This is a genomic window from Methylobacterium sp. J-072 (genome assembly GCF_022829425.1).
Classification (GTDB): Bacteria; Pseudomonadota; Alphaproteobacteria; order Rhizobiales; family Beijerinckiaceae; genus Methylobacterium.
Window position 1 is genome coordinate 171,150 of the sequence record NZ_JAKSYK010000207.1, and the last position, 18,921, is coordinate 190,070.

At 70.3% G+C, this 18,921-nt stretch carries 15 protein-coding genes; 14 read left to right on the forward strand and 1 reads right to left on the reverse strand.

Going from position 1 to position 18,921, the window contains the following annotated elements:
• Positions 1-100 precede the first annotated feature (100 nt).
• The 12 genes from MKK67_RS27490 (at position 101) to MKK67_RS27545 (ending at position 14,303) form a co-directional block, all read left to right on the forward strand.
• Positions 101-1,792, forward strand: a complete 1,692-nt coding sequence (locus tag MKK67_RS27490) for a methyl-accepting chemotaxis protein (protein WP_243971477.1) — start codon at positions 101-103, stop codon at positions 1,790-1,792.
• A 172-nt stretch (positions 1,793-1,964) separates the two neighbouring features.
• Entirely contained in the window at positions 1,965-2,639 is a 675-nt protein-coding gene (tsaB, locus tag MKK67_RS27495) for a tRNA (adenosine(37)-N6)-threonylcarbamoyltransferase complex dimerization subunit type 1 TsaB (RefSeq protein ID WP_243971479.1), read from the forward strand.
• Positions 2,636-3,151 carry a GNAT family N-acetyltransferase gene (locus tag MKK67_RS27500; RefSeq protein WP_092040882.1) on the forward strand — a complete coding sequence of 172 codons (516 nt, stop codon included), beginning with the start codon at positions 2,636-2,638 and terminating at the stop codon, positions 3,149-3,151. Before tsaB ends, MKK67_RS27500 begins: the two co-directional genes overlap by 4 nt.
• A gap of 4 nt (positions 3,152-3,155) precedes the next feature.
• Positions 3,156-4,025: a lysophospholipid acyltransferase family protein gene (locus tag MKK67_RS27505; RefSeq protein ID WP_243971482.1), complete on the forward strand. Its 870-nt coding sequence runs from the start codon at positions 3,156-3,158 to the stop codon at positions 4,023-4,025.
• A 268-nt stretch (positions 4,026-4,293) separates the two neighbouring features.
• Complete coding sequence (locus tag MKK67_RS27510) at positions 4,294-6,027, forward strand: L-lactate permease (RefSeq protein ID WP_243971485.1); 1,734 nt, start codon at positions 4,294-4,296, stop codon at positions 6,025-6,027.
• A 211-nt stretch (positions 6,028-6,238) separates the two neighbouring features.
• The gene (gene miaB, locus MKK67_RS27515) at positions 6,239-7,576 is read left to right on the forward strand and encodes a tRNA (N6-isopentenyl adenosine(37)-C2)-methylthiotransferase MiaB (protein ID WP_243971487.1); all 1,338 of its coding nucleotides are present in this window, start codon (positions 6,239-6,241) and stop codon (positions 7,574-7,576) included.
• Between the two features lie 60 nt (positions 7,577-7,636).
• On the forward strand, positions 7,637-8,719 hold the full coding sequence (locus MKK67_RS27520) for a PhoH family protein (protein ID WP_243971489.1): 1,083 nt from the start codon (positions 7,637-7,639) through the stop codon (positions 8,717-8,719).
• A 301-nt stretch (positions 8,720-9,020) separates the two neighbouring features.
• The gene (gene ybeY / locus MKK67_RS27525; protein ID WP_243971492.1) at positions 9,021-9,503 is read left to right on the forward strand and encodes an rRNA maturation RNase YbeY; all 483 of its coding nucleotides are present in this window, start codon (positions 9,021-9,023) and stop codon (positions 9,501-9,503) included.
• A gap of 36 nt (positions 9,504-9,539) precedes the next feature.
• Complete coding sequence (locus tag MKK67_RS27530) at positions 9,540-10,670, forward strand: hemolysin family protein (protein WP_243971494.1); 1,131 nt, start codon at positions 9,540-9,542, stop codon at positions 10,668-10,670.
• A 33-nt stretch (positions 10,671-10,703) separates the two neighbouring features.
• On the forward strand, positions 10,704-12,365 hold the full coding sequence (gene lnt / locus MKK67_RS27535) for an apolipoprotein N-acyltransferase (protein WP_409568448.1): 1,662 nt from the start codon (positions 10,704-10,706) through the stop codon (positions 12,363-12,365).
• Positions 12,362-13,588 (forward strand): MFS transporter, encoded by a 1,227-nt coding sequence (locus MKK67_RS27540; protein WP_243971498.1) that lies wholly within the window; start codon positions 12,362-12,364, stop codon positions 13,586-13,588. The genes lnt and MKK67_RS27540 overlap by 4 nt, the downstream gene beginning before the upstream one ends.
• Positions 13,589-13,775: 187 nt before the next feature.
• A complete protein-coding gene (locus MKK67_RS27545) occupies positions 13,776-14,303 on the forward strand; it encodes a BA14K family protein (protein ID WP_243971500.1) in 528 nt (175 codons plus the stop codon).
• 102 nt (positions 14,304-14,405) lie between these two features.
• Here the strand turns inward: MKK67_RS27545 and MKK67_RS27550 are convergent, their stop codons facing one another.
• Positions 14,406-15,995: a catalase gene (locus MKK67_RS27550; protein WP_243971502.1), complete on the reverse strand. Its 1,590-nt coding sequence runs from the start codon at positions 15,993-15,995 to the stop codon at positions 14,406-14,408.
• Between the two features lie 137 nt (positions 15,996-16,132).
• Here MKK67_RS27550 and MKK67_RS27555 point away from each other — a divergent pair, with 137 nt between their 5' ends.
• Together MKK67_RS27555 and MKK67_RS27560 are read left to right on the forward strand one after the other, a co-directional pair.
• On the forward strand, positions 16,133-17,062 hold the full coding sequence (locus MKK67_RS27555; RefSeq protein WP_243971504.1) for a LysR substrate-binding domain-containing protein: 930 nt from the start codon (positions 16,133-16,135) through the stop codon (positions 17,060-17,062).
• 333 nt (positions 17,063-17,395) lie between these two features.
• Positions 17,396-18,886: an argininosuccinate lyase gene (locus tag MKK67_RS27560; RefSeq protein WP_243971507.1), complete on the forward strand. Its 1,491-nt coding sequence runs from the start codon at positions 17,396-17,398 to the stop codon at positions 18,884-18,886.
• Positions 18,887-18,921: the final 35 nt, after the last annotated feature.

Here is an 18,921-nt window from a genome sequence, read left to right on the forward strand (position 1 = left end):
AGTATTATTGCAGCATCAAGACAATGCAAATTGTTGCGGTTCTGCCTTGACGTAAGGTTTCGTCATGCGGTTCGTATCTCATGGTCTTCCGGGGATTCGCATGAACCTGCTCAGCCGCACGAACATTGTCACGAAGCTGCTGGCGATCAACCTGATCATCGCGGTGATCGTGGGCGGTTGCATCTGGTTTGCGCAATCCCGGATGACGGTGATCGACCAGATCTACACGAGCCTGATCGCCCGGGAGGCCAAGGCGGTGTCGAACGTGCGGCGGACCAACCGGCTGCACAACACGTTGAACTACCTGATGTATCGGACGATCGCGGAGACCGACCCGGAGCAGATCCGCAAGGCGGGCGCGCAATTCGACATCATCATCGGGCAGACCGACAAGACCCTGTCCGATCTCGCGCAACAGGTCCCGGCCTTCTCCGATCTCATCCAGGCCCAGCGCGAGCGCACCGCGCGCTTCGTGACGGAGGCGTCGGAGGTGCGGCGTTTGGCGGTCGCCGGTGAGGAGAGCGCCGCCCTCAAACAGGCGCGCGAGAAGAGCGAGCCGATCTTCGCCACTCTCGGCGTTGAGGGGACGAAGCTCGGGGACGCGATCGAAGACTACATGCGCAAGCGCTCGCGGGATCTCACGGACGAGACCAATGCGACGCGCTACAGCCTGATCGGCTTCGGAGCCCTCGGCCTGTTCATCGGCATCCTCTGCTCCCTCCTGGTTTCCACCGTCGGCATCACCCGACCGCTCGACCGCTTGGTCGCGGTGCTCCAGCGCATGGCCAAGGGCGAGATCGAGGCCGAGATCGCGGAGGCACGCCGGGGCGACGAGATCGGCGCGGTCGGACGGGCCGTGGAGGACATCAAGGCCATGGTCGTGCAGAAGGCCGCCGAGGAGGCCGAACTCAAGCGGAAGGCTGACGAAGCCGCGGCCGAGGCGCGGCGGCGCACCATGGTTGAGCTGGCCGATCATTTCGAGGAGGCAGTGGGCGGCATCGTCGGCCGGGTCTCGACCTCGGCCACCGAGCTTCAGGATACGGCGCAGTCCATGACCGCCACCGCGACCCAGACCGCCGGCCAGACCACGACGGTCGCTTCCGCGGCCGAGGAGGCGGCCGCCAACGTCAACACCGTGGCGGCAGCCGCCGAGGAACTCGGGGTCTCGATCGGTGAGATCGGCCGCCAGGTCGAGGGGGCCTCCGACCTGGCCCAGCGGACGGTGGGCGAGGCCGACCAGACCGGTGCCCTGATGCAGGAGCTGAGCAGTTCCGTGGCGCGGATCGGTGACGTGGTCGGGTTGATCGCCTCAATCGCCAGCCAGACCAACCTGCTGGCGCTGAACGCGACCATCGAGGCGGCCCGCGCCGGCGAGGCCGGGCGCGGCTTCGCGGTGGTCGCCGCCGAAGTGAAGGAACTGGCCGAGCAGACCGCCAAGGCTACCGAGGAGATCGCCGCCCAGATCGGCCGGGTCCAGGGCGCCACCGGCCAGGCGGCGTCGGCGATCGGCTCGATCGTGGGCCTGATCCGCGAGATCAGCGGCGTGGCGACTAGCATCGCCGCCGCGGTCGAGGAGCAGAGCGCCGCGACCCAGGAGATCGTCCGCAACGTTGCGCAGGCGGCGAGCGGCACCGGCGAGGTGACGCACAACATCGTCGGTGTGGCGAAGGCCTCCGAGGCGACCGGCTCGGCGGCCAACCTGGTCCTGACCTCGGCCTCCGAATTATCCCGGCAATCCGAGCAGCTGAACGTCGAGGTCCGCGAATTCCTCACGGTCGTCCGGGCGGCCTGAGGCTCGGCGCGTCCGCCGACCGGCGCAAGCCGGCAACACTTCACCGCCAACGCGGTTCTCACCGCCGCCCCGCGCTGACGGGCCGGCGGTTTTGTTCTATCGCTAGGGTCTTCGCGCTCTTCGGGGCGGAATGGGAGCGGTCGCCGGTCTGGACCGGCATGCGGGAGTGGACGTGCGTATCCTTGCCATCGACACAGCGCTGGACATGTGCGCCGCCTGCGTCGCCGCGGACGATGCCGACGCGCCGCTCTCGGCCGAGTCGCTGCCGATGGTGCGTGGCCATGCCGAAGCGCTGCTGCCGTTGATCGAGCGGGTGATCGCCCGGGTCGAGGGCGGTTTCGAAGCGATCGATCGCATCGCCGTCACGGTCGGGCCCGGCAGCTATACCGGCTTGCGGGTCGGCCTCTCGGCGGCCCGCGCCATCGGGCTCGCCACCGGCAAGCCGGTGGTCGGCGTCGGCACCCTCTCGGCCCTTTTGGCGCCGCTGTTGGCGGAATCGGTCGAAGGCGTGATCGCGGCTGTGATCGACGCCCGGCATGGCGCCGTCTACGTCCAGGCCCTCGGTCCGAGCGACGGCCTCGCCCCGGCCCACCTGCCGGTGGAGGTTGCCGCGGAACGGCTCGGAGCCGGCCCCGTCGTGCTCACCGGCTCGGGTGCGCCCCTGGTGGCGGCTGCCTTGGCCGCCCGCGGGGTGGAGGCCCGGGTCGCCGGCCTCGGCGCGGCCGAGATCACCGCCGTGGCGTCGCTCGGTCTCGTCGCCGATCCGGCCCAGGCCCTGCCGCGGCCGCTCTACCTCCGCGGGCCCGATGCCCGGCCCCAGGATCATGCCAGGATCGCGCGGCAATGACGCGGCCCCTCCCGTTCTGGCCTCTCGACTGGTGGGCCGCCTGGTGGGACGCCCTCACCCCGGAGCCCTACGTCGCCCCGCTCGCGGACGCCGGGCAGGCGCCGGCTTTGGCCCGGCTTCACGCCACCGCCTTCGCCCGACCCTGGGAAGCCCACGAGTTCGAGCGCCTGCTGTGCGAGCGCTCGACCCAAGCCCATGCCCTGTGGCGGGCCGGGACGCTCCAAGGCTTCGTGCTGTCGCGCCGCGCCGCCGACGAGGCCGAGATCTTGACCATCGTGCTGTCGCCGACGCTGCGCGGCGGCGGCCATAGCCGCCGGCTCCTGCGCGAGCACCTGTCCAGCCTGGCGCATTCCAAGATCGCCCGGGTCCACCTGGAGGTCGACGAGGGCAACGCCCCCGCGCTCAAGCTCTACGCCCGGCACGGCTTCCGAAAGGTCGGCGAGCGCACCGGCTACTACCTCAAGGCCGACGGCAGCCGGGCGACCGCGCTGACCATGAGCGCCGACCTGTAACGGCGTGAGCCGGTTCGGCGTCATCGCGCGGGTCGCGGCCCTCGCCCTCGCCTTCCTGGTGCTGGCGCCGCCGCACTGGATCGCCCTGCGGCTGCTCGGCCGCCGCCCGACCCTGGCGCCGATCCTGTTCCATCGGTTCTTCCTGTGGCTGTTCTCGGTCCGGGTGACGCAGAGCGGCACGCCGCCGGAAGCCGGCGAGGCGGCGCTGGTTCTGGCCAACCACGTGTCGTGGCTCGACATCGTCGCGATCGGGTCGCTGCGGCCGCTCTCCTTCGTGGCGAAGTCCGAGATCGCCGGCTGGCCGGTGATCAGCGCGCTCGCGGCCCTCCAGCGCACGATCTACATCGACCGGCAGCGAAGGGGCGCCACCGCCACGGTCAGCGCCGCTATGGGCCATCGCCTGGCCGAGGGCGAGCTGGTGGTATTGTTCGCGGAAGGCACCACCGGCGACGGCAACCGGCTCCTGCCGTTCCGCTCCGCCCTGGTCGGCGCGGCGCGCGCTGCCCTCCAGGCCGAGGCCGGGCGGGGCCGCGTGCGCCTCCAGCCCCTGGCGATCGCCTATCCGAGGCGCAACGGCCTGCCGGTGGTGCGCGCCGAGCGCTCCGAGATCGCCTGGTACGGCGACATGGAACTGGCGCCCCATCTGGCCGCCTTTGTGAACGGCGGCCCGATCGACGTCCACGTGGTCTGGGGCAAGCCGATCGTCTTCGAAGCCTCGACCGACCGGAAGGCCGCCACCGCCGCTGCCGAGGCCGAGGTGCGCACCGCCCTCCAGGGCATCCTGACCGGCCGCGGCGAGGCCCAGCCCACGGCCGGCACCCGCCCGGCCGCACCCGGGCTCGACCTGGGCGGCTCCGAGATCGCGACGGTCTGAGGCTTTTCCCGGCAGTCGGATTGTGCCTGCGCGATCCGGCTTTCCACGTCATCGCGAACGCAGCGAAGCAACCCGGCGACGCATTACGTCCTCCCGTCGCCCGCTGCTCTAGGTTGCTTCGCTGCGCTCGCAATGACGGTCGAGCCCGCGACTGCGAGAACCCGGTAAATCCACCCCCTGAATACAGGATGCATCTCTGTTGAGCGGGCCGTGTCCCTCTGCTAGCTAGGCCGAAACCCGTGAAGTCGGGATACCGGGAGGACGACCGTTGCAAACCTGGAATCAGGTCTATGATCCGTTCGGGAGCCCCTGGCTCTCGACTCTGGCGGCCTCCGTGCCGGTCATCGCCCTCCTCGCCATGATCGCGAGCGGTCGCGTCAAGGCGCACATCGCCGCCGTCATCGCCCTCGGTCTCGCCATGCTGGTGGCGATCGTCGGCTTCGGCATGCCGACCGAGCTCGCCTCCCGGGCCGCCATCCTCGGGATGGTGACGGGCTTCTTCCCGATCGGCTGGATCATCCTCAACGTCATCTTTCTCTACCGGCTGACGGTGGAGAAGGGCTGGTTCTCCGTCCTGCAGCAATCCGTGGCCGGCATCACCGCCGACCGGCGGCTGCAGCTCCTCCTGGTGGCCTTCGCGTTCGGCGCATTCTTCGAGGGCGCGGGCGGCTTTGGCACGCCGGTCGCCGTCACCGGCGCGATCCTGATCGGGCTGGGCTTCTCGCCGCTGGCCGCCTCCGGCCTCTCGCTCATCGCCAACACCGCCCCGGTGGCGTTCGGGGCGCTCGGCGCGCCGATCCAGGGCCTGGCTTCGGTCACCGGCTACCCGCCCGAGATCCTCGGCGCGATGATCGGCCGGCAGCTGCCGCTGTTCTCGCTGATCGTGCCGTTCTGGCTGATCTGGGTGTTCGCGGGCTTCCGCGGCATGATCCGGGTCTGGCCGCCGATCCTGGTTTGCGGCGCGTCCTTCGCCGTGGCGCAGTTCCTGATCTCGAACTACGTCAATCCCTGGATCGTCGATATCGGCGCCTCGCTCGCCTCGATGCTCTGCCTCGTGCTGTTCCTCAAGGTCTGGCAGCCCCGGGAGGTCTGGACCTCGCCGGCGCTGCGCGGTCACGATCCGTCCCTGGCGCTCGTTAACCCGCGCCCGGTGGCGCTCGGCGCCGGCGTCCCGGGTACGCCCCCGGTCAATATCGGCGCGCGCACCGCCTCGCAGGGTGAGATCCTACTGGCCTGGATGCCGTGGATCATCCTCTCGGTGATCGTGGCGATCTGGGGCACCGGCTGGTTCAAGGGTATCGTGAACCCACTCTTCACCTGGAAATACGAGGTGCCGGGCCTGCACAACGTGATCCTGAAGGTGCCGCCGGTGGTGGCCAAGCCCGTCCCCGAGGGCGCGGTCTTCCTGTTCACCTACATGTCCTACACCGGCACGGGCGTGCTGATCGCCGCGATCATCTCGGGCCTGATCATGCGCTTCTCGCCGGTGCGGCTCGTGACCGCCTATGTCGAGACCATCTGGGCGCTGCGCTACTCGCTGATCACCATCGCGGCGATGCTGGCGCTGGGCGTGCTCACCCGCTACGCGGGCGTCGACGCCACCCTCGGCCTCGCCTTCGCGGGAACCGGCATCCTGTACCCGTTCTTTGGGACGCTGCTCGGCTGGCTCGGCGTGGCGCTCACCGGGTCGGATACGGCCTCGAACGTCCTGTTCGGCGGCCTCCAGCGCATCACCTCCGAGCAGCTCGGGCTCCCGGGCGTGCTGATGGCGGCGGCGAACTCGTCGGGCGGCGTGATGGGCAAGATGGTCGACGCCCAGTCGATCGTCGTCGCCTCCACGGCCACCGGCTATTTCGGCCAGGAGGGCAAGATCCTGCGCTTCGTGTTCTGGCACTCGATCGCGCTGGCCTGCCTGGTCGGCCTGTTCGTGATGCTCCAGGCCTACGTGCCGTTCTTCCAGCAGATGGTCATCGACGTCCCGGCCACCGCGGCGGCCCACTGACGACGGGGCGGCGGGCAAGCCCCGCCGCCTCTCAAGATCGTAAGGGCTCCGCCCCAAAAAGCCCCGCCAAGGGCTGGGCCCTTTGGAAACCCCGCCTTGCTGTGGGGTGTCGCGACGGCCCGCGCGATCCGTGCTACAGGCTCCCGCCCGCCGGTCCGCGCAGGATCGGGGTGGGCTTATGGGGAAGCGGACGGTTTTAGGGCGGCACGCGTTGAAGAAGGCCTTTGTCAAATCCTACGGTTGCCAGATGAACGCCTACGACGCGGCCCGCATGGCCGACGTGCTGGGCGCTGAGGGGTTCACGGCGACCGATTCGGTAGAGGAGGCCGACGTCGTCGTCCTCAACACCTGCCACATCCGCGAGAAGGCCGCCGAGAAGGTCTATTCCGAGCTCGGCCGCCTGCGCGTCCTCAAGGGCGAGCGGCAGGCCCGGGGCCTGGACACCCGCATCGTCGTGGCCGGCTGCGTCGCCCAGGCCGAGGGCGCCGAGATCCAGGCGCGCCAGCCCGCGGTGGACGTGGTGGTCGGCCCGCAGAGCTACCACCGCCTGCCGGACCTGCTGGCCCGCTCCCGCGAGCGCCGGGTGGTCGACACCGAATTCCCGATCGAGGACAAGTTCACGCACCTGCCCCGGCGTCGGACCTCCGGGCCGAGCGCCTTCCTCACCGTGCAGGAGGGCTGCGACAAATTCTGCGCCTTCTGCGTGGTGCCCTATACCCGCGGCGCCGAAGTCTCGCGTCCCGTGGCGGCGGTGCTGGCCGAGGCGGAAAAACTCGCGCAGGGCGGCGCCCGCGAGGTCACGCTGATCGGCCAGAACGTCAACGGCTATCACGGGCTGGGCCCCGACGGCGCCCCGGTCGGGCTCGCGGACCTGATCCGGGCGGTGGCAAAGATCCCCGGTCTCGCCCGGATCCGCTACACCACGAGCCATCCCAACGATTTCGACGACGCCCTGGTGCGGGCCCATGCCGAGGTGCCGGCCCTGATGCCCTACCTGCATCTGCCGGTGCAGTCGGGCTCGGACCGGATCCTCGCCGCCATGAACCGCAAGCACAACGGCGACCAGTATCGCCGCCTGATCGACCGCGTGCGCGCCGCCCGGCCCGATACCGCCCTGTCCTCCGACTTCATCGTCGGCTTCCCCGGCGAGACCGATGCCGATTTTGCCGACACCCTCAAGCTGGTGCGCGACATCGGCTTCGAGAGCGCATTCTCGTTCAAGTACAGCCCCCGCCCTGGCACGCCCGCGGCCGACCGGAGCGACATGGTGCCCGAATCGGTGATGGCGGAGCGGCTCGCCGAGCTGCAGGCGCTGCTGGACGCGCAGCGCTATGCCTACCAGCGGGCTGCCGTCGGCCAGGTCTTCGACGTGCTGGTCGAGAAGGCGGGCCGGCATCCGGGTCAAGTCGCGGGCAAGACGCCGCACCTTCTGGCCGTGCAGTTCGACGCCGCGCCCCACCATATCGGTACGATCGTGCCGGTCCGAATCGAGCGGGCCGGGACGAACAGCCTGTTCGGGCAGTTGGCCTTCGAGGCCGCGGCGGCGTGAGGATCAAGTGATGGGGATGGCGGTGAGGATCACAGGTTGAGCGCGTCGGACGGGTCTGGCGTGCGCGGCGCCCTTCGGGGCCGCGGGCCGGCGGCCAAGCCGGCCGAATCGGATGAGACGGTCGAGGTGCCGCTGACCTTCGACGACAACCGCCTCGCGAGCCTCGTCTTCGGTCAATACGACCAGAACGTCGCCCATATCGAGCGCCGGCTCGACGTCACCGCGACGGCACTCGGCAACCACCTCGTGATCAAGGGCTCCCCCGACGCCGCCGAGAAGGCAAGGCGGGTGTTCCAGAAGCTCTACGCGCGGGTGCGGACTGGCGGCAGCGCACTGACGCTCGGCGATGTCGACGGCGCGATCCGCGAATCCACCGCCCAGGCCAGCCTGTTCCCGGCCGAGGCGATCGCCGCCGAGGCCGACAAGCCGCATTTCGAGCAGATCGCCACCCGCAAGCGCGGCGCCGTGCGCGCCCGCAATCCGGCGCAGGACCAGTACATCAAGCTGCTGCGCACCAACGAGCTGGTTTTCGCGGAAGGCCCGGCCGGCACCGGCAAGACCTGGCTCGCCGTCGGCCACGCCGTGTCACTGCTGGAGCAGGGCCATGCCGAACGGCTGATCCTGTCGCGCCCGGCGGTGGAGGCCGGCGAGCGTCTGGGCTTCCTGCCCGGCGACATGCGCGACAAGGTCGATCCGTATCTGCGCCCGATCTACGACGCCCTCTACGACTTCATGGAGGCGCGCCACGTCGACCGCGGCCTGCAGACCGGGATCATCGAGATCGCGCCGCTCGCCTTCATGCGCGGGCGCACGCTGACCAACGCCGTGGTGCTCCTCGACGAGGCGCAGAACACCACCTCCATGCAGATGAAGATGTTCCTGACCCGCCTCGGCGAGGGCTCGCGCATGATCATCACCGGCGATCCGAGCCAGATCGACCTGCCGCCGGGCCAAAAATCCGGCCTGGTCGAGGCGGTGAACGTGCTCGACGGCGTCGAAGGAATCGGCCGGGTCACCTTCAAGGACGTGGACGTAGTCCGTCACGATCTCGTGCGCCGGATCGTCACCGCCTACGAGCGTGCCTTTCACGGCGACCATGAGGCCGACCGCAATCCCAACCCCCGGCGCCGGCCCCTGGCGTGAGTGTGATGTCGGTTCACGCGCCCGCGGGCGTCGAGCTCTACCTGCCTAGCGCCTGTCGGGATGCGCAGTCACAAGGCATGTTCAGCGTGATGCAACCGGCCCCCTCTCCCGTGCGGGAGAGGGTTGGGGTGAGGGATCAGGTTTCTCCGTACAGGGCGCATCCCTCACCCTGTCCCTCTCCCGCACGGGAGAGGGGACCCGCGCTTTCTGCGGACGCTGATGCTGCGGCTGGCCCCATGCAGAACCGTGTTGTTCGCCCTTTCCCGAGCGGGAAACTGAATAGCCGCGTGGGTCTCGCGCAATGAGCGGCCACGACATCGACATGTCCGTCGAGGATGAGCGCTGGGAAACCGCGATTCCCGACCTCGAATCACTGGTCATCCGCGCCGTCGAGGCGGGGCTGGCGGCGGCCCCCGCGCCGCCGGATGGACCCGTCGAGGTCAGCGTCGTGCTGACCGATGACGCCGCGATCCAAGAACTCAACCGCACCTGGCGCGGCAAGGACAAGCCCACCAACGTGCTGTCCTTCCCAGCCGCCTCGCAGCCCCGCCATGCGGGTGCCGCGCTGCCCCTGGGCGACGTGGTCCTTGCCTACGAGACCCTTGTGCGCGAGAGTGCGGAGCAGTCGAAGCCGCTCCAGAATCACCTCGCGCACCTCCTCGTCCATGGCACCCTGCATTGTCTCGGTCAGGACCACGAGATCGGCGAGGCCGAGGCCGATGCCATGGAAGCGCTCGAAGTCGCGGCCCTCGCGACCTTGGGCATTCCCGATCCCTATGCCTGAGCGGCCGATTCCCCACCGCCCCCAGATCCGAGAGACATGAGCAACGATCGAAGTCGCGGCGCGGCCCTGGCCGCGCCCAGTTCCACCGAGGGTGAATCCCAGTCCCGGGAGCCCTGGTACGACCGCCTCCTGCAGGCGCTCCACCTCAAGCCGCGCGATTCGCTGCGTGAGGGTCTCGAGGAGGCACTCGCCGAGCCCGATGCCGGCGAGAGCGGTCTCACCCCCCTCGAGCGGGTGATGCTCAAGAACGTGCTCGGCCTGCACAAGGTGCGGGTCGACGACGTCATGGTCCCTCGGGCCGACATCGTCGCCGTCTCGAACGACACCAATCTCGGCGACCTGCTCAAGCTGTTCCGCACCGCCGGCCATTCCCGGCTGCCGGTCTACGGCGAGACGCTGGATGACCCCCGCGGCATGGTCCACATCCGCGACCTCGTCGATCACATCGCCGCCAAGGCCGAGCCGACCCGGCGCACCGCGACTGCGGTCCGGCCCGCAATCCCCGCCGAGGGCGAGGCCGACGCCACCGTGGCGCCGCGGCCTGCCCGTCGGGCGCCCGTGCGGCTGCCCCGGGCGCTGGATCTCGGCAAGGTCGATCTCACCACAACGCTCGCCGCCGCCCGCATCCAGCGGCCGGTGTTGTTCGTCCCACCGTCCATGCCGGCCATCGACTTGCTGGTGCGGATGCAGGCGACGCGCACTCACATGGCCCTGGTCATCGACGAGTATGGCGGCACCGACGGGCTGATCTCGATCGAGGACCTGATCGAGGTGGTGGTCGGCGATATCGAGGACGAGCACGACGTCGCCGAGGCCAAGCAGGTGCAGCGGGTCGACGGTGAGGACGAGGTGTTCGTGGCCGATGCCCGCACGCCGCTGGCCGAAGTGTCGGAGGCCACCGGGGTCGATCTCGTGGCCGCGGTCGGCGACATGGCCGAGGAGATCGATACCCTGGGCGGCATGATCGTCACCCTGGCCGGGCGCGTCCCGTCTCGGGGCGAGCTGATCGTCGGGCCGGGCAACCTCGAATTCGAGGTGCTCGATGCCGATCCCCGCCGCTTAAAGCGGCTGCGGTTCCACAAGGGCGCGGCGCGGATCGGCAACGTCGTGCCCCTGGCCCTGCCTCCGCCCTCACCCCCGCCAGTCCCCGAGACGCCGCACCCATGATGGTCTTCGCGTGACGGGTGCTGCGTGGCGGTCATGACCGTGGGTCATGCCCGGGACGTTGCCGCCCCGAGTGGTCCCATGGGCCGCCCTTCCCCGGGCTTCGTGCGCGCCATCGCCCGGCTGACCGGCTGGCGGCGGCTCGGCCTCGCCTGGCTCGCCGGGGCGCTCGGCGCCCTGGCGATGCCGCCCTTCGGATTCCTGCCGGCGCTGGCCGTGTCCCTATCGGTGGCGGTCTGGCTCATGGACGGGGCTGCCGCGGACCGGACCGCCCTACGCAGGCTCCGGCCCTGCTTCCTGCTCGGCTGGGCCTGGGGCTTCGGCTATCTCACCGCCGGCCTGTGGTGGCTCGGCCAGGCCTTCCTGGTGGAGGCCGACGAGTTCCTGTGGGCGCTGCCGCTCGGCGTCGTCGGCCTGCCCTTCGCGCTCGGCCTGTTCTACGGGGCGGGGTTCGGCGCGGCCGGTCTGCTCTGGGCGCGCGGCCCGGCGCGGATCGCCGCCCTGGCCTTCGGGATCGGCGCCGCCGAGTGGCTGCGCGGCCACCTGTTCACGGGCTTCCCCTGGAACACCCTCGGGATGGCGCTCGCCCAGAACCTCTGGCTGATGCAAGGGGCCGCCGCCATCGGCCTCTACGGCCTCACCATCCTGGCCGTGCTGATCTGCGCCGCGCCAGCGACCCTGGCGACCGGCTCGCATCCGCGCAGCCGGTTCGGGCCGAGCGCCGCCGCCGCGATCGTTCTGATCGGCCTGGCGCTCTACGGCGCCGCACGCGTCGGCCCCCCCGATCCGGTCGTGACCGGCGTGCGCCTGCGCCTCGTTCAGCCGAATCTGCCGCAGGATGCGAAGTTCAGGCCTGAGAACCGGGCCGACATCGTCGATCGCTACATCGAGCTGAGCCAGCGCCCGACCGAGGCCGGCGCGCCCGAGCCGACCCATATCGTCTGGCCGGAATCCGCCTTCCCGTTCCTGATCCAGCGCGATCCCGATGCGCTGGCCAAGGTGCTGGCCGGTCTCAAGCCCGGCCAGCAGCTGATGACCGGCGCGGCCCGGGCCGAAGAGCCCCTGCCCGGCGAGCGCCTGCGCTACTTCAACGCTGTCATGGTGATCGGACCGGACGGCGTGATCTCCGACACCTACGACAAGGTCCACCTCGTCCCGTTCGGCGAGTACCTGCCGGCGCCTCTCGATGCGGCGCTTCGGGCCCTGGGCCTGCGCCAGTTCGTGGCGATTCCCGGCGGCTTCTCCGCCGGGACACTGGCGGCGCAGCGGATCCTGACCGTGCCGGGCCTGCCGCCCGTGGCGGCCACGATCTGCTACGAGGCGATTTTTCCGCACGCGATCCTGCCGGCGACGGCCGCTTCGGTGCCGCGGCCGCCCGGGCTGATTCTGAACGTCACCAACGATGCCTGGTTCGGCGACACGCCGGGCCCCCGCCAGCACCTCGCCCAGGCGCGGCTGCGCGCCGTCGAGGAGGGCCTGCCCCTGATCCGCGACGCCAATACCGGGATCTCCGCGGTGATCGACCCGCATGGCCGCATCCTCGCGCAGACCGAGCTCGACACGGAAACCTGGCTCGATGCCGACCTGCCTGCTCGGATCGTGGGCGGCACCCTGTACGGCCAGTTCGGCGATGCCGCCTTCGCGCTGATGCTTGCGGCCTGCCTGGGCGGCGCCCTCACCGCCCGTCGACGGTCATGAGCCCGGAGCGGACGGCCCCGGGCCGGCTCCTGCTCGGCCTCGCGCTGATGCTGGTGGCGTTCAACCTGCGCCCGGCGCTGAGCACGATCGGGCCGCTCCTGGCGACGATCCGGGAGAGCACCGGGCTCAGCGCCGGCGGCGCCGCGATCCTCACCACCCTGCCGGTCCTGTGCCTCGGCATCGCTTGCGCGTTGGCGGCGCCGCTGATCCGGCGGATCGGGCCCGATCTCGCCGTGCTGGTCGGCGCCACGATCCTGGCCGCCGGCTTGGCCCTGCGCGGTCTCGGCGGCCTCGGGCCGCTCTTCACCGGAACGGCGCTGGCCGCCATCGGGATCGGTCTCGACAACGTGCTTTTGCCCGCCCTGGTAAAGCGCGACTTTTCCGGCAGCAGCGGCCTGATGACCGGCCTCTACACGATGACACTGTGCCTCGGCGCGGCGGCCGGCGCGGGCGCGGCGGTTCCGGTGGAGCACGCCCTCGGCGGCGGCTGGCCCTCGGCGCTCGCGGTCTGGGCGCTGCCTGCGCTTGTGGCGGGGTTCCTGTGGATCCCATTCGCCCGTCGCACCGCCTCGAAAGCCGCGCCCTCTGCCGGACGTTTGCTGCGCAATCCCCTGGCCTGGTGGGTCACGGGCTTCATGGGCCTGCAATCCTCCCTGGCCTACACCCTGTTCGGCTGGCTGCCCCTGCTGCTCCAGGCGCGCGGCCTTTCGGCGCTCGATGCCGGCCTCTACGCCTCGCTGATGACCCTGGTCCAGGCGCCGGGCGCCCTGATCACTGCCATGCTGGCCGCCCGGGTGCGGGACCAGCGGGCCTGGATCGTCGCGATTCCGGGGCTGACCGCGGTCGCGTTCCTGTTGCTCGCCTTCGGACCGGAAGCGTTGCGCATCCCGGGGGCCTGTGCCCTCGGCTTCGGCATCGGCGGCTGCTTCGGCCTCGGGCTGACCTTGATCGTCCTGCGCGCCGCGGATGCCGCCAGCGCCGCCGGCCTCTCGGCCATGGCGCAGGGCATCGGCTATACCGGCGCCTGCCTCGGCCCCCTGGCCTTCGGCTTCGCCCACGAGGCGACGGGTGGCTGGGGCCTCGCCGGCGGCCTGTTCGTCACCATCGCGATCACCGCCATCCTGGTCGGGCAGTCCGCCGGCCGCGACCGCAAGGTCAGCGCCGCCGCGCCGGACTTGGGCAGCGCGCCGCTTCAGCCGTCGCTGCCGGCCAGCGGCCGCTGACCGGGGCGGACGCCGCCCGTCCGCAAGATGCCCGCAGGTCGCCCCTCGCCCGCGACAGTCGAGCCAGCGATGCCGGAGGTGCTGGCCAAGCACTCTTGACGCAGAACGACGCTGGGCCAGGATGACGTGGAGTATTCCGCCGAGTCCGCAAGCTGACGTGACCGGCGTCCTGCTTCAGGTGGACACTATGGCACGCATCGACAGGTCGACGCTTCTTCTGGTTGCAACTGCCGTCATCGTGCTCCCGCTGACGATGACCGGTGCCGAGGCGCGCGGATTTGGGGGCGGGTTCCACGGCGGCGTCGGGACCCGGGTCGGCGCCTGGGGGCGGCCGCTCGGACCGGTCCGGCCGGGCCCCGCGATCATCGGTGGGCGGCCGTACCGGCCCGGCTTCGCGTTCCGGCACCCGTACACCTACCGGCCGTGGTATGGCGGCTACTACGGCTACGGGCTTGCCGGCCTCGGGCTCGGGTTTGGCCTGGGCAGCCTGTGGGGCGATTTCGGCGATCCGTTCTACGACGACGCCTATATCTACGCGTCGCGGGTCTACAGGCCTCCAGTCTACGTGGCGCCGGCCGATGTGCCGCCGGTGGTGGAGGCGGACCCGGCCGATCTTTCCGCCGCCGTCGCAGCCTGCGCCCGGCGCTTCCGGACCTACGATCCGGCCACACAGACCTATATCGGCAAAGGTTACGTCCGCCGCCACTGCCCCTGAGCGCCGATCGCGCCTCGGGATGAGGCCAAAAAGAAGGCCCCGCGGGTTTTCACCCGCGGGGCCTTCATTCAGTCAGGGCCGGTTCGGCGCCGCGTAAAAAACTTACTCGGCGGCGACCCGATGGGCCTGGGAGCCGTCCGTGTAGGTCTCGGCCTGCAGGCGCTTGTGCGGCGCGGCGCGGCCCGGCAGCGGCGGCAGGGCCTTGGCCTTCTCCAGGTCGATGCCCGCACCCTCTGCGACGCGGCGGCCGTAATCCTCGTCCGCGTGCCAGAAGTGCCAGACCATCCGCAGTTGGATCGGCTCCGGGCACTGCTTCATGTCGCCGACCAGATTGGCGATCAGGTCGTCCCGCTCCCAATCCTGGAACGAGCGGTACCGGACGCCGGCCTGAGTGTAGTCGTCCTCGGTGCGCGAGGTCTGGTAGCGACCGAGCTGGCCCTGCACCGGCTGGCGGTACTCCTTGGCCGGCTTGGGCGCCTCGCGCAGGCCCTCGGCTAGGGTCGAGGGCTCGTAGTTGATGTGCTTGTTCGGCCCGGTGCCGTCGACCGAGTAGGTCATCTGGCCGTCCCGCTGGTTGGAATAGACCTTCACGCCCGGCTGCGGCGCGTTGATCGGCAGCTGCAGGTAGTTCGGGCCGACGCGGTAGCGCTGGGTGTCCGAGTAGGACAGGGTCCGGCCCTGCAGCATCTTGTCGTCCGAGAAGTCGATGCCGTCGACCAGCACGCCGGTGCCGAAGGCCGACTGCTCGACCTCAGCGAAGAAGTTGTCCGGCACCCGGTCCAGCACCATGCGGCCCACCGGCAGCAGCGGGAACTGGTCCACCGGCCACAGCTTCGTGTCGTCCAGCGGATCGAACGACAGGTGGTCGTTCGGGCCGTCCGGCATGATCTGCACGCAGAACTCCCACTCGGGGAAGTTGCCGGCCTTGATGTTGTCGTACAGGTCGCGGGTCGCGTGGCCGACATCCTTGCCCTGGATTTCGGCGGCCTGCTGCGAGGTCAGGTTGCGGACGCCCTGCTTCGGCTCCCAGTGGAACTTGCAGAGCACGGCCTCGCCCTGGTCGTTGACCAGCTTGTAGGTGTTGACGCCGGAGCCTTCCATCTCACGGTAGTTGGCCGGGATGCCCCAGGGCGACTTGAGGTGCGTCACCATGTGGATCGACTCGGGGTGCTGCGCGACGAAGTCGAAGAAGCGCCACGCCTCCTGGCGGTTGGTCACCGGGTCCGGCTTGAACGCGTGGATCATGTCGGGGAACTTGATCGCGTCCCGGATGAAGAACACCTTGAGGTTGTTGCCAACCAGGTCCCAATTGCCGTCGACGGTCTTGAACTTCACCGCGAAGCCGCGCGGGTCGCGCTCGGTCTCCGGGCTCTCCTTGGCGCCGGCCACCGTCGAGAAGCGCACGAACATCGGCGTCTTCACGCCGGTCTCGTTGAGCACGCGGGCGCGGGTGTACTTGGAAGCCGGCTCGTTACCGATCTTGCCGTAGGCCTCGAAGTAGCCGTGGGCGCCGGCGCCGCGAGCATGGACCACGCGCTCCGGAATGCGCTCACGATCGAAGTGGGTGATCTTCTCGATGAACTGGTAGTTCTCGAGCGTCGCGGGGCCGCGCTCGCCGACCGTGCGGGTGCTCTGGTTGTCGCGGACCGGATGGCCCTGGCGGGTCGTGAGAATCGGGCGTTGATCGCTCATGCGTCTCGTCTCTCCGTGAAGCCTGTGAGCGGGATATGGGGCCGACTCGGCAGACTGGAACCGTTCCGACGAGGTTATGGACCCTGGCGGGCCCAATGGCTAATGCATCGTCGCAAACGCCATGATAGACGCAGCATATGAATTTCTCGGGTTTGTCGCTCCGCGACCTGGAATATGTCGTGGCGGTGGCCGACGAGGGCCATTTCGGCCGGGCGGCCGAGCGCTGCAATGTCAGCCAACCGACCCTGAGCGTGCAGGTGCGCAAGCTGGAGGGCGCCCTGGGGCTGACCCTGTTCGAGCGCTCGAACCGTCGGGTGCTGCTCACCGAGGCCGGCCAGGGCATCGTCCGGCAGTCGCGGATCGTCCTGGCCGAGGCCCAGCGGCTGCTGGCGCTCGCCACCGAGGGCCGGGGCTCGCCGCTCACCGGCCGGCTGGTCCTGGCCGCGATCCAGACGCTCGGGCCCTACTTCTTCCCGCTGGTGCTGCGGCCCCTGCGCCAGCAGTACCCCCTGTTGACCCTGTCGCTCTCCGAATCGCGCACCGCCGAGATCGTCGAGGGCCTGCGCGACGGGCGCATCGACGCCGCCCTGGTCTCGCTGCCGCTGCCCCCCGTCGGGCTGGCGGTGGCGCCGCTCTTCGTCGAGCCGTTCTGGCTCGCCTGTCCGGCCGAGCACGCGCTGGCCCGCGGCGGTGCCCTCTCGGCTACCGAGATCGCCGGGCCGGACCTGCTGCTCCTCGACGAGGGCAATTGCCTGCGCGACCAGGCGATCGCCGCCTGCGGCGCGGGTTCTTCCGTGGGCCGCCACGCCACCAGCCTGGAGACCCTCCGCTCGATGGTGGCGGCCGGGACCGGTTACACCCTGCTGCCGGCGCTGGCCGTGCCCCCCGGCCCCGACCCGACCGGCCTGACCGTCACCCGGTCCTTCGACGTCGACGGTCCGGGCCGCACCATCGCGCTCGCCTGGCGGGCGAGCGACCCGCGCGCGCCCGGGCTGGCGAACTTGGCTGCGTTCTTCCGCGCGCATGCACCGCCCGGCACGGCGGCCTGCCGGGATGAGACGGCTTAGCTTTTTCAGGGTTTGGGTTCTGGGGCGCGGACGTTCGTTGGCCCGCCCTGTCATCCCGGGGCGCCGCAGGCGAGCCCGGGATCCAGATCCGCTGACAGCGCAAGTTCCTGATACAACGAAGTTTCTGGATTCCGGGCTCCGCTGCGCGGCCCCAGAATGACGGGGTGATTCACAAAGCAGCTCGCTGGTTCGACGAACCGTGCTGCCGGTGTGCCGCGGACCTCTCAATAATTACCACTCCCGAACACGATCCGGATTGTGATGTGTGATCACTCGCCGGATCGCAGAGAATGCCCCGGCCGGCGCGAAACGGCGGCGCATAGGAGCAAGCTCATGCGGCGCAGACTGATCGCGACCCTGGTCGCCTTTCTCACCCCCGCGACAACCCTCGCCGCCTCCCAAGATAGCTTTGCCCGCATCGACGCCATCGACCGCGCCTCTCTGGTGATGACCGTGGAAACCGGCATCGTCCCGCGGGACCTCGGGGTGCGGATCGCCCAAGCCCTCGATCAGGTCGCCTCGGAGGCCGCCAAGCCGGGCGCCGAGCGGCCGGACGATTACCTGCGGATCGAGCCGCTGATCACCGCCATCGCCGGCCCGGATGCCACGCGGATGCATTCCGGCCGCAGCCGGCAGGACATCATCCCGACCGTGCTGAAGCTCGACCAGCGCGACCGGCTGCTCGACCTCGCCGAGGCTCTGGATGGGACTCGCGCCGCGCTCCTGACCGTCGCCGAGCGGGAGGCCGACACGATCGTCCCGGCCTACACCAACGGGGTGCAGGCGCAGCCGACTACGCTGGGCCATTACCTGCTCGGCTATGCCGGGGCGCTTGCCCGCGACGCGGACCGCCTGCGCGAGAGCTGGGCGCGGGTGAACCTGTCGCCGCTCGGCGCTGCGGCCCTCGGCACCTCCAGCTTTCCGGTCGATCGCGGCCGGCTCGCCGGGCTGCTCGGCTTCGATGCGCCGGTGGAGAACAGCTACGATGCCGGCCAGCTGGCCCCGATGGATCTCGGCCTGGAGCTGACCGGCCTGTCGGCCAACCTCGCCACCACGGCCAGTAGTTTCGCGCAGGACCTCTACGCCCAATACCACCAGACCCGGCCCTGGATCCTGCTGCGCGAGGGCGCGCTGACCGGCCCGAGCAGCATCATGCCGCAGAAGCGCAACCCGGTGGCGCTCTACAGCCTGCGCATGAAGGCGAGCGACGTGGTCGGCGCCGCCCAGGCCTTCGTCATCATGGCCCACAACGTCGAGTCCGGCATGCCGGACTACAAGCGCAACCAGGGGGAGCCCCCGGGCCGGACCATCTCCGAAGCGGCCGAGACCTGCCGGCGCTGGACCCGGGTCCTCGACGGGCTGGTGATCGACCGGGACCGGGCCGCCGACGAGGTCGCGGCCGACTATTCCACCACCACGGAGCTCGCCGACACCCTCCAGCGCGAGGCCGACGTGCCGTTCCGGCTCGGGCACCATTTCGCCTCCGAGCTGGTCAGCTATGGCCGCAGCCACGACCTGCGCCCGGCCGATCTGCCCTTCGCCGAGGTGAAGCGGATCTACGCGGAGGCCGCCGCCGGCTCGGGCCTCAAGCCGGACCTGCCCCTCGACGAGGCACGGTTCCGGGCGGCCCTGTCGGCGCGGGGCATGATCGACGCCGCCAAGGGCCTGGGCGGCCCGCAACCCGCGGAGGTCCGGCGCATGCTCGCCGCTGCCCGGACGCGCCTCGACGCTGACCGGACCTGGCTGGCCGATCGCCGCACCGCGCTCGCGGCGGCACGCGGCCGACTGGATGCGGCTTTTGCGAATATCAAAATGGGGCCGTAGGGCCGTTCCTGATCGGCACCCCTCCAGCCCACTTC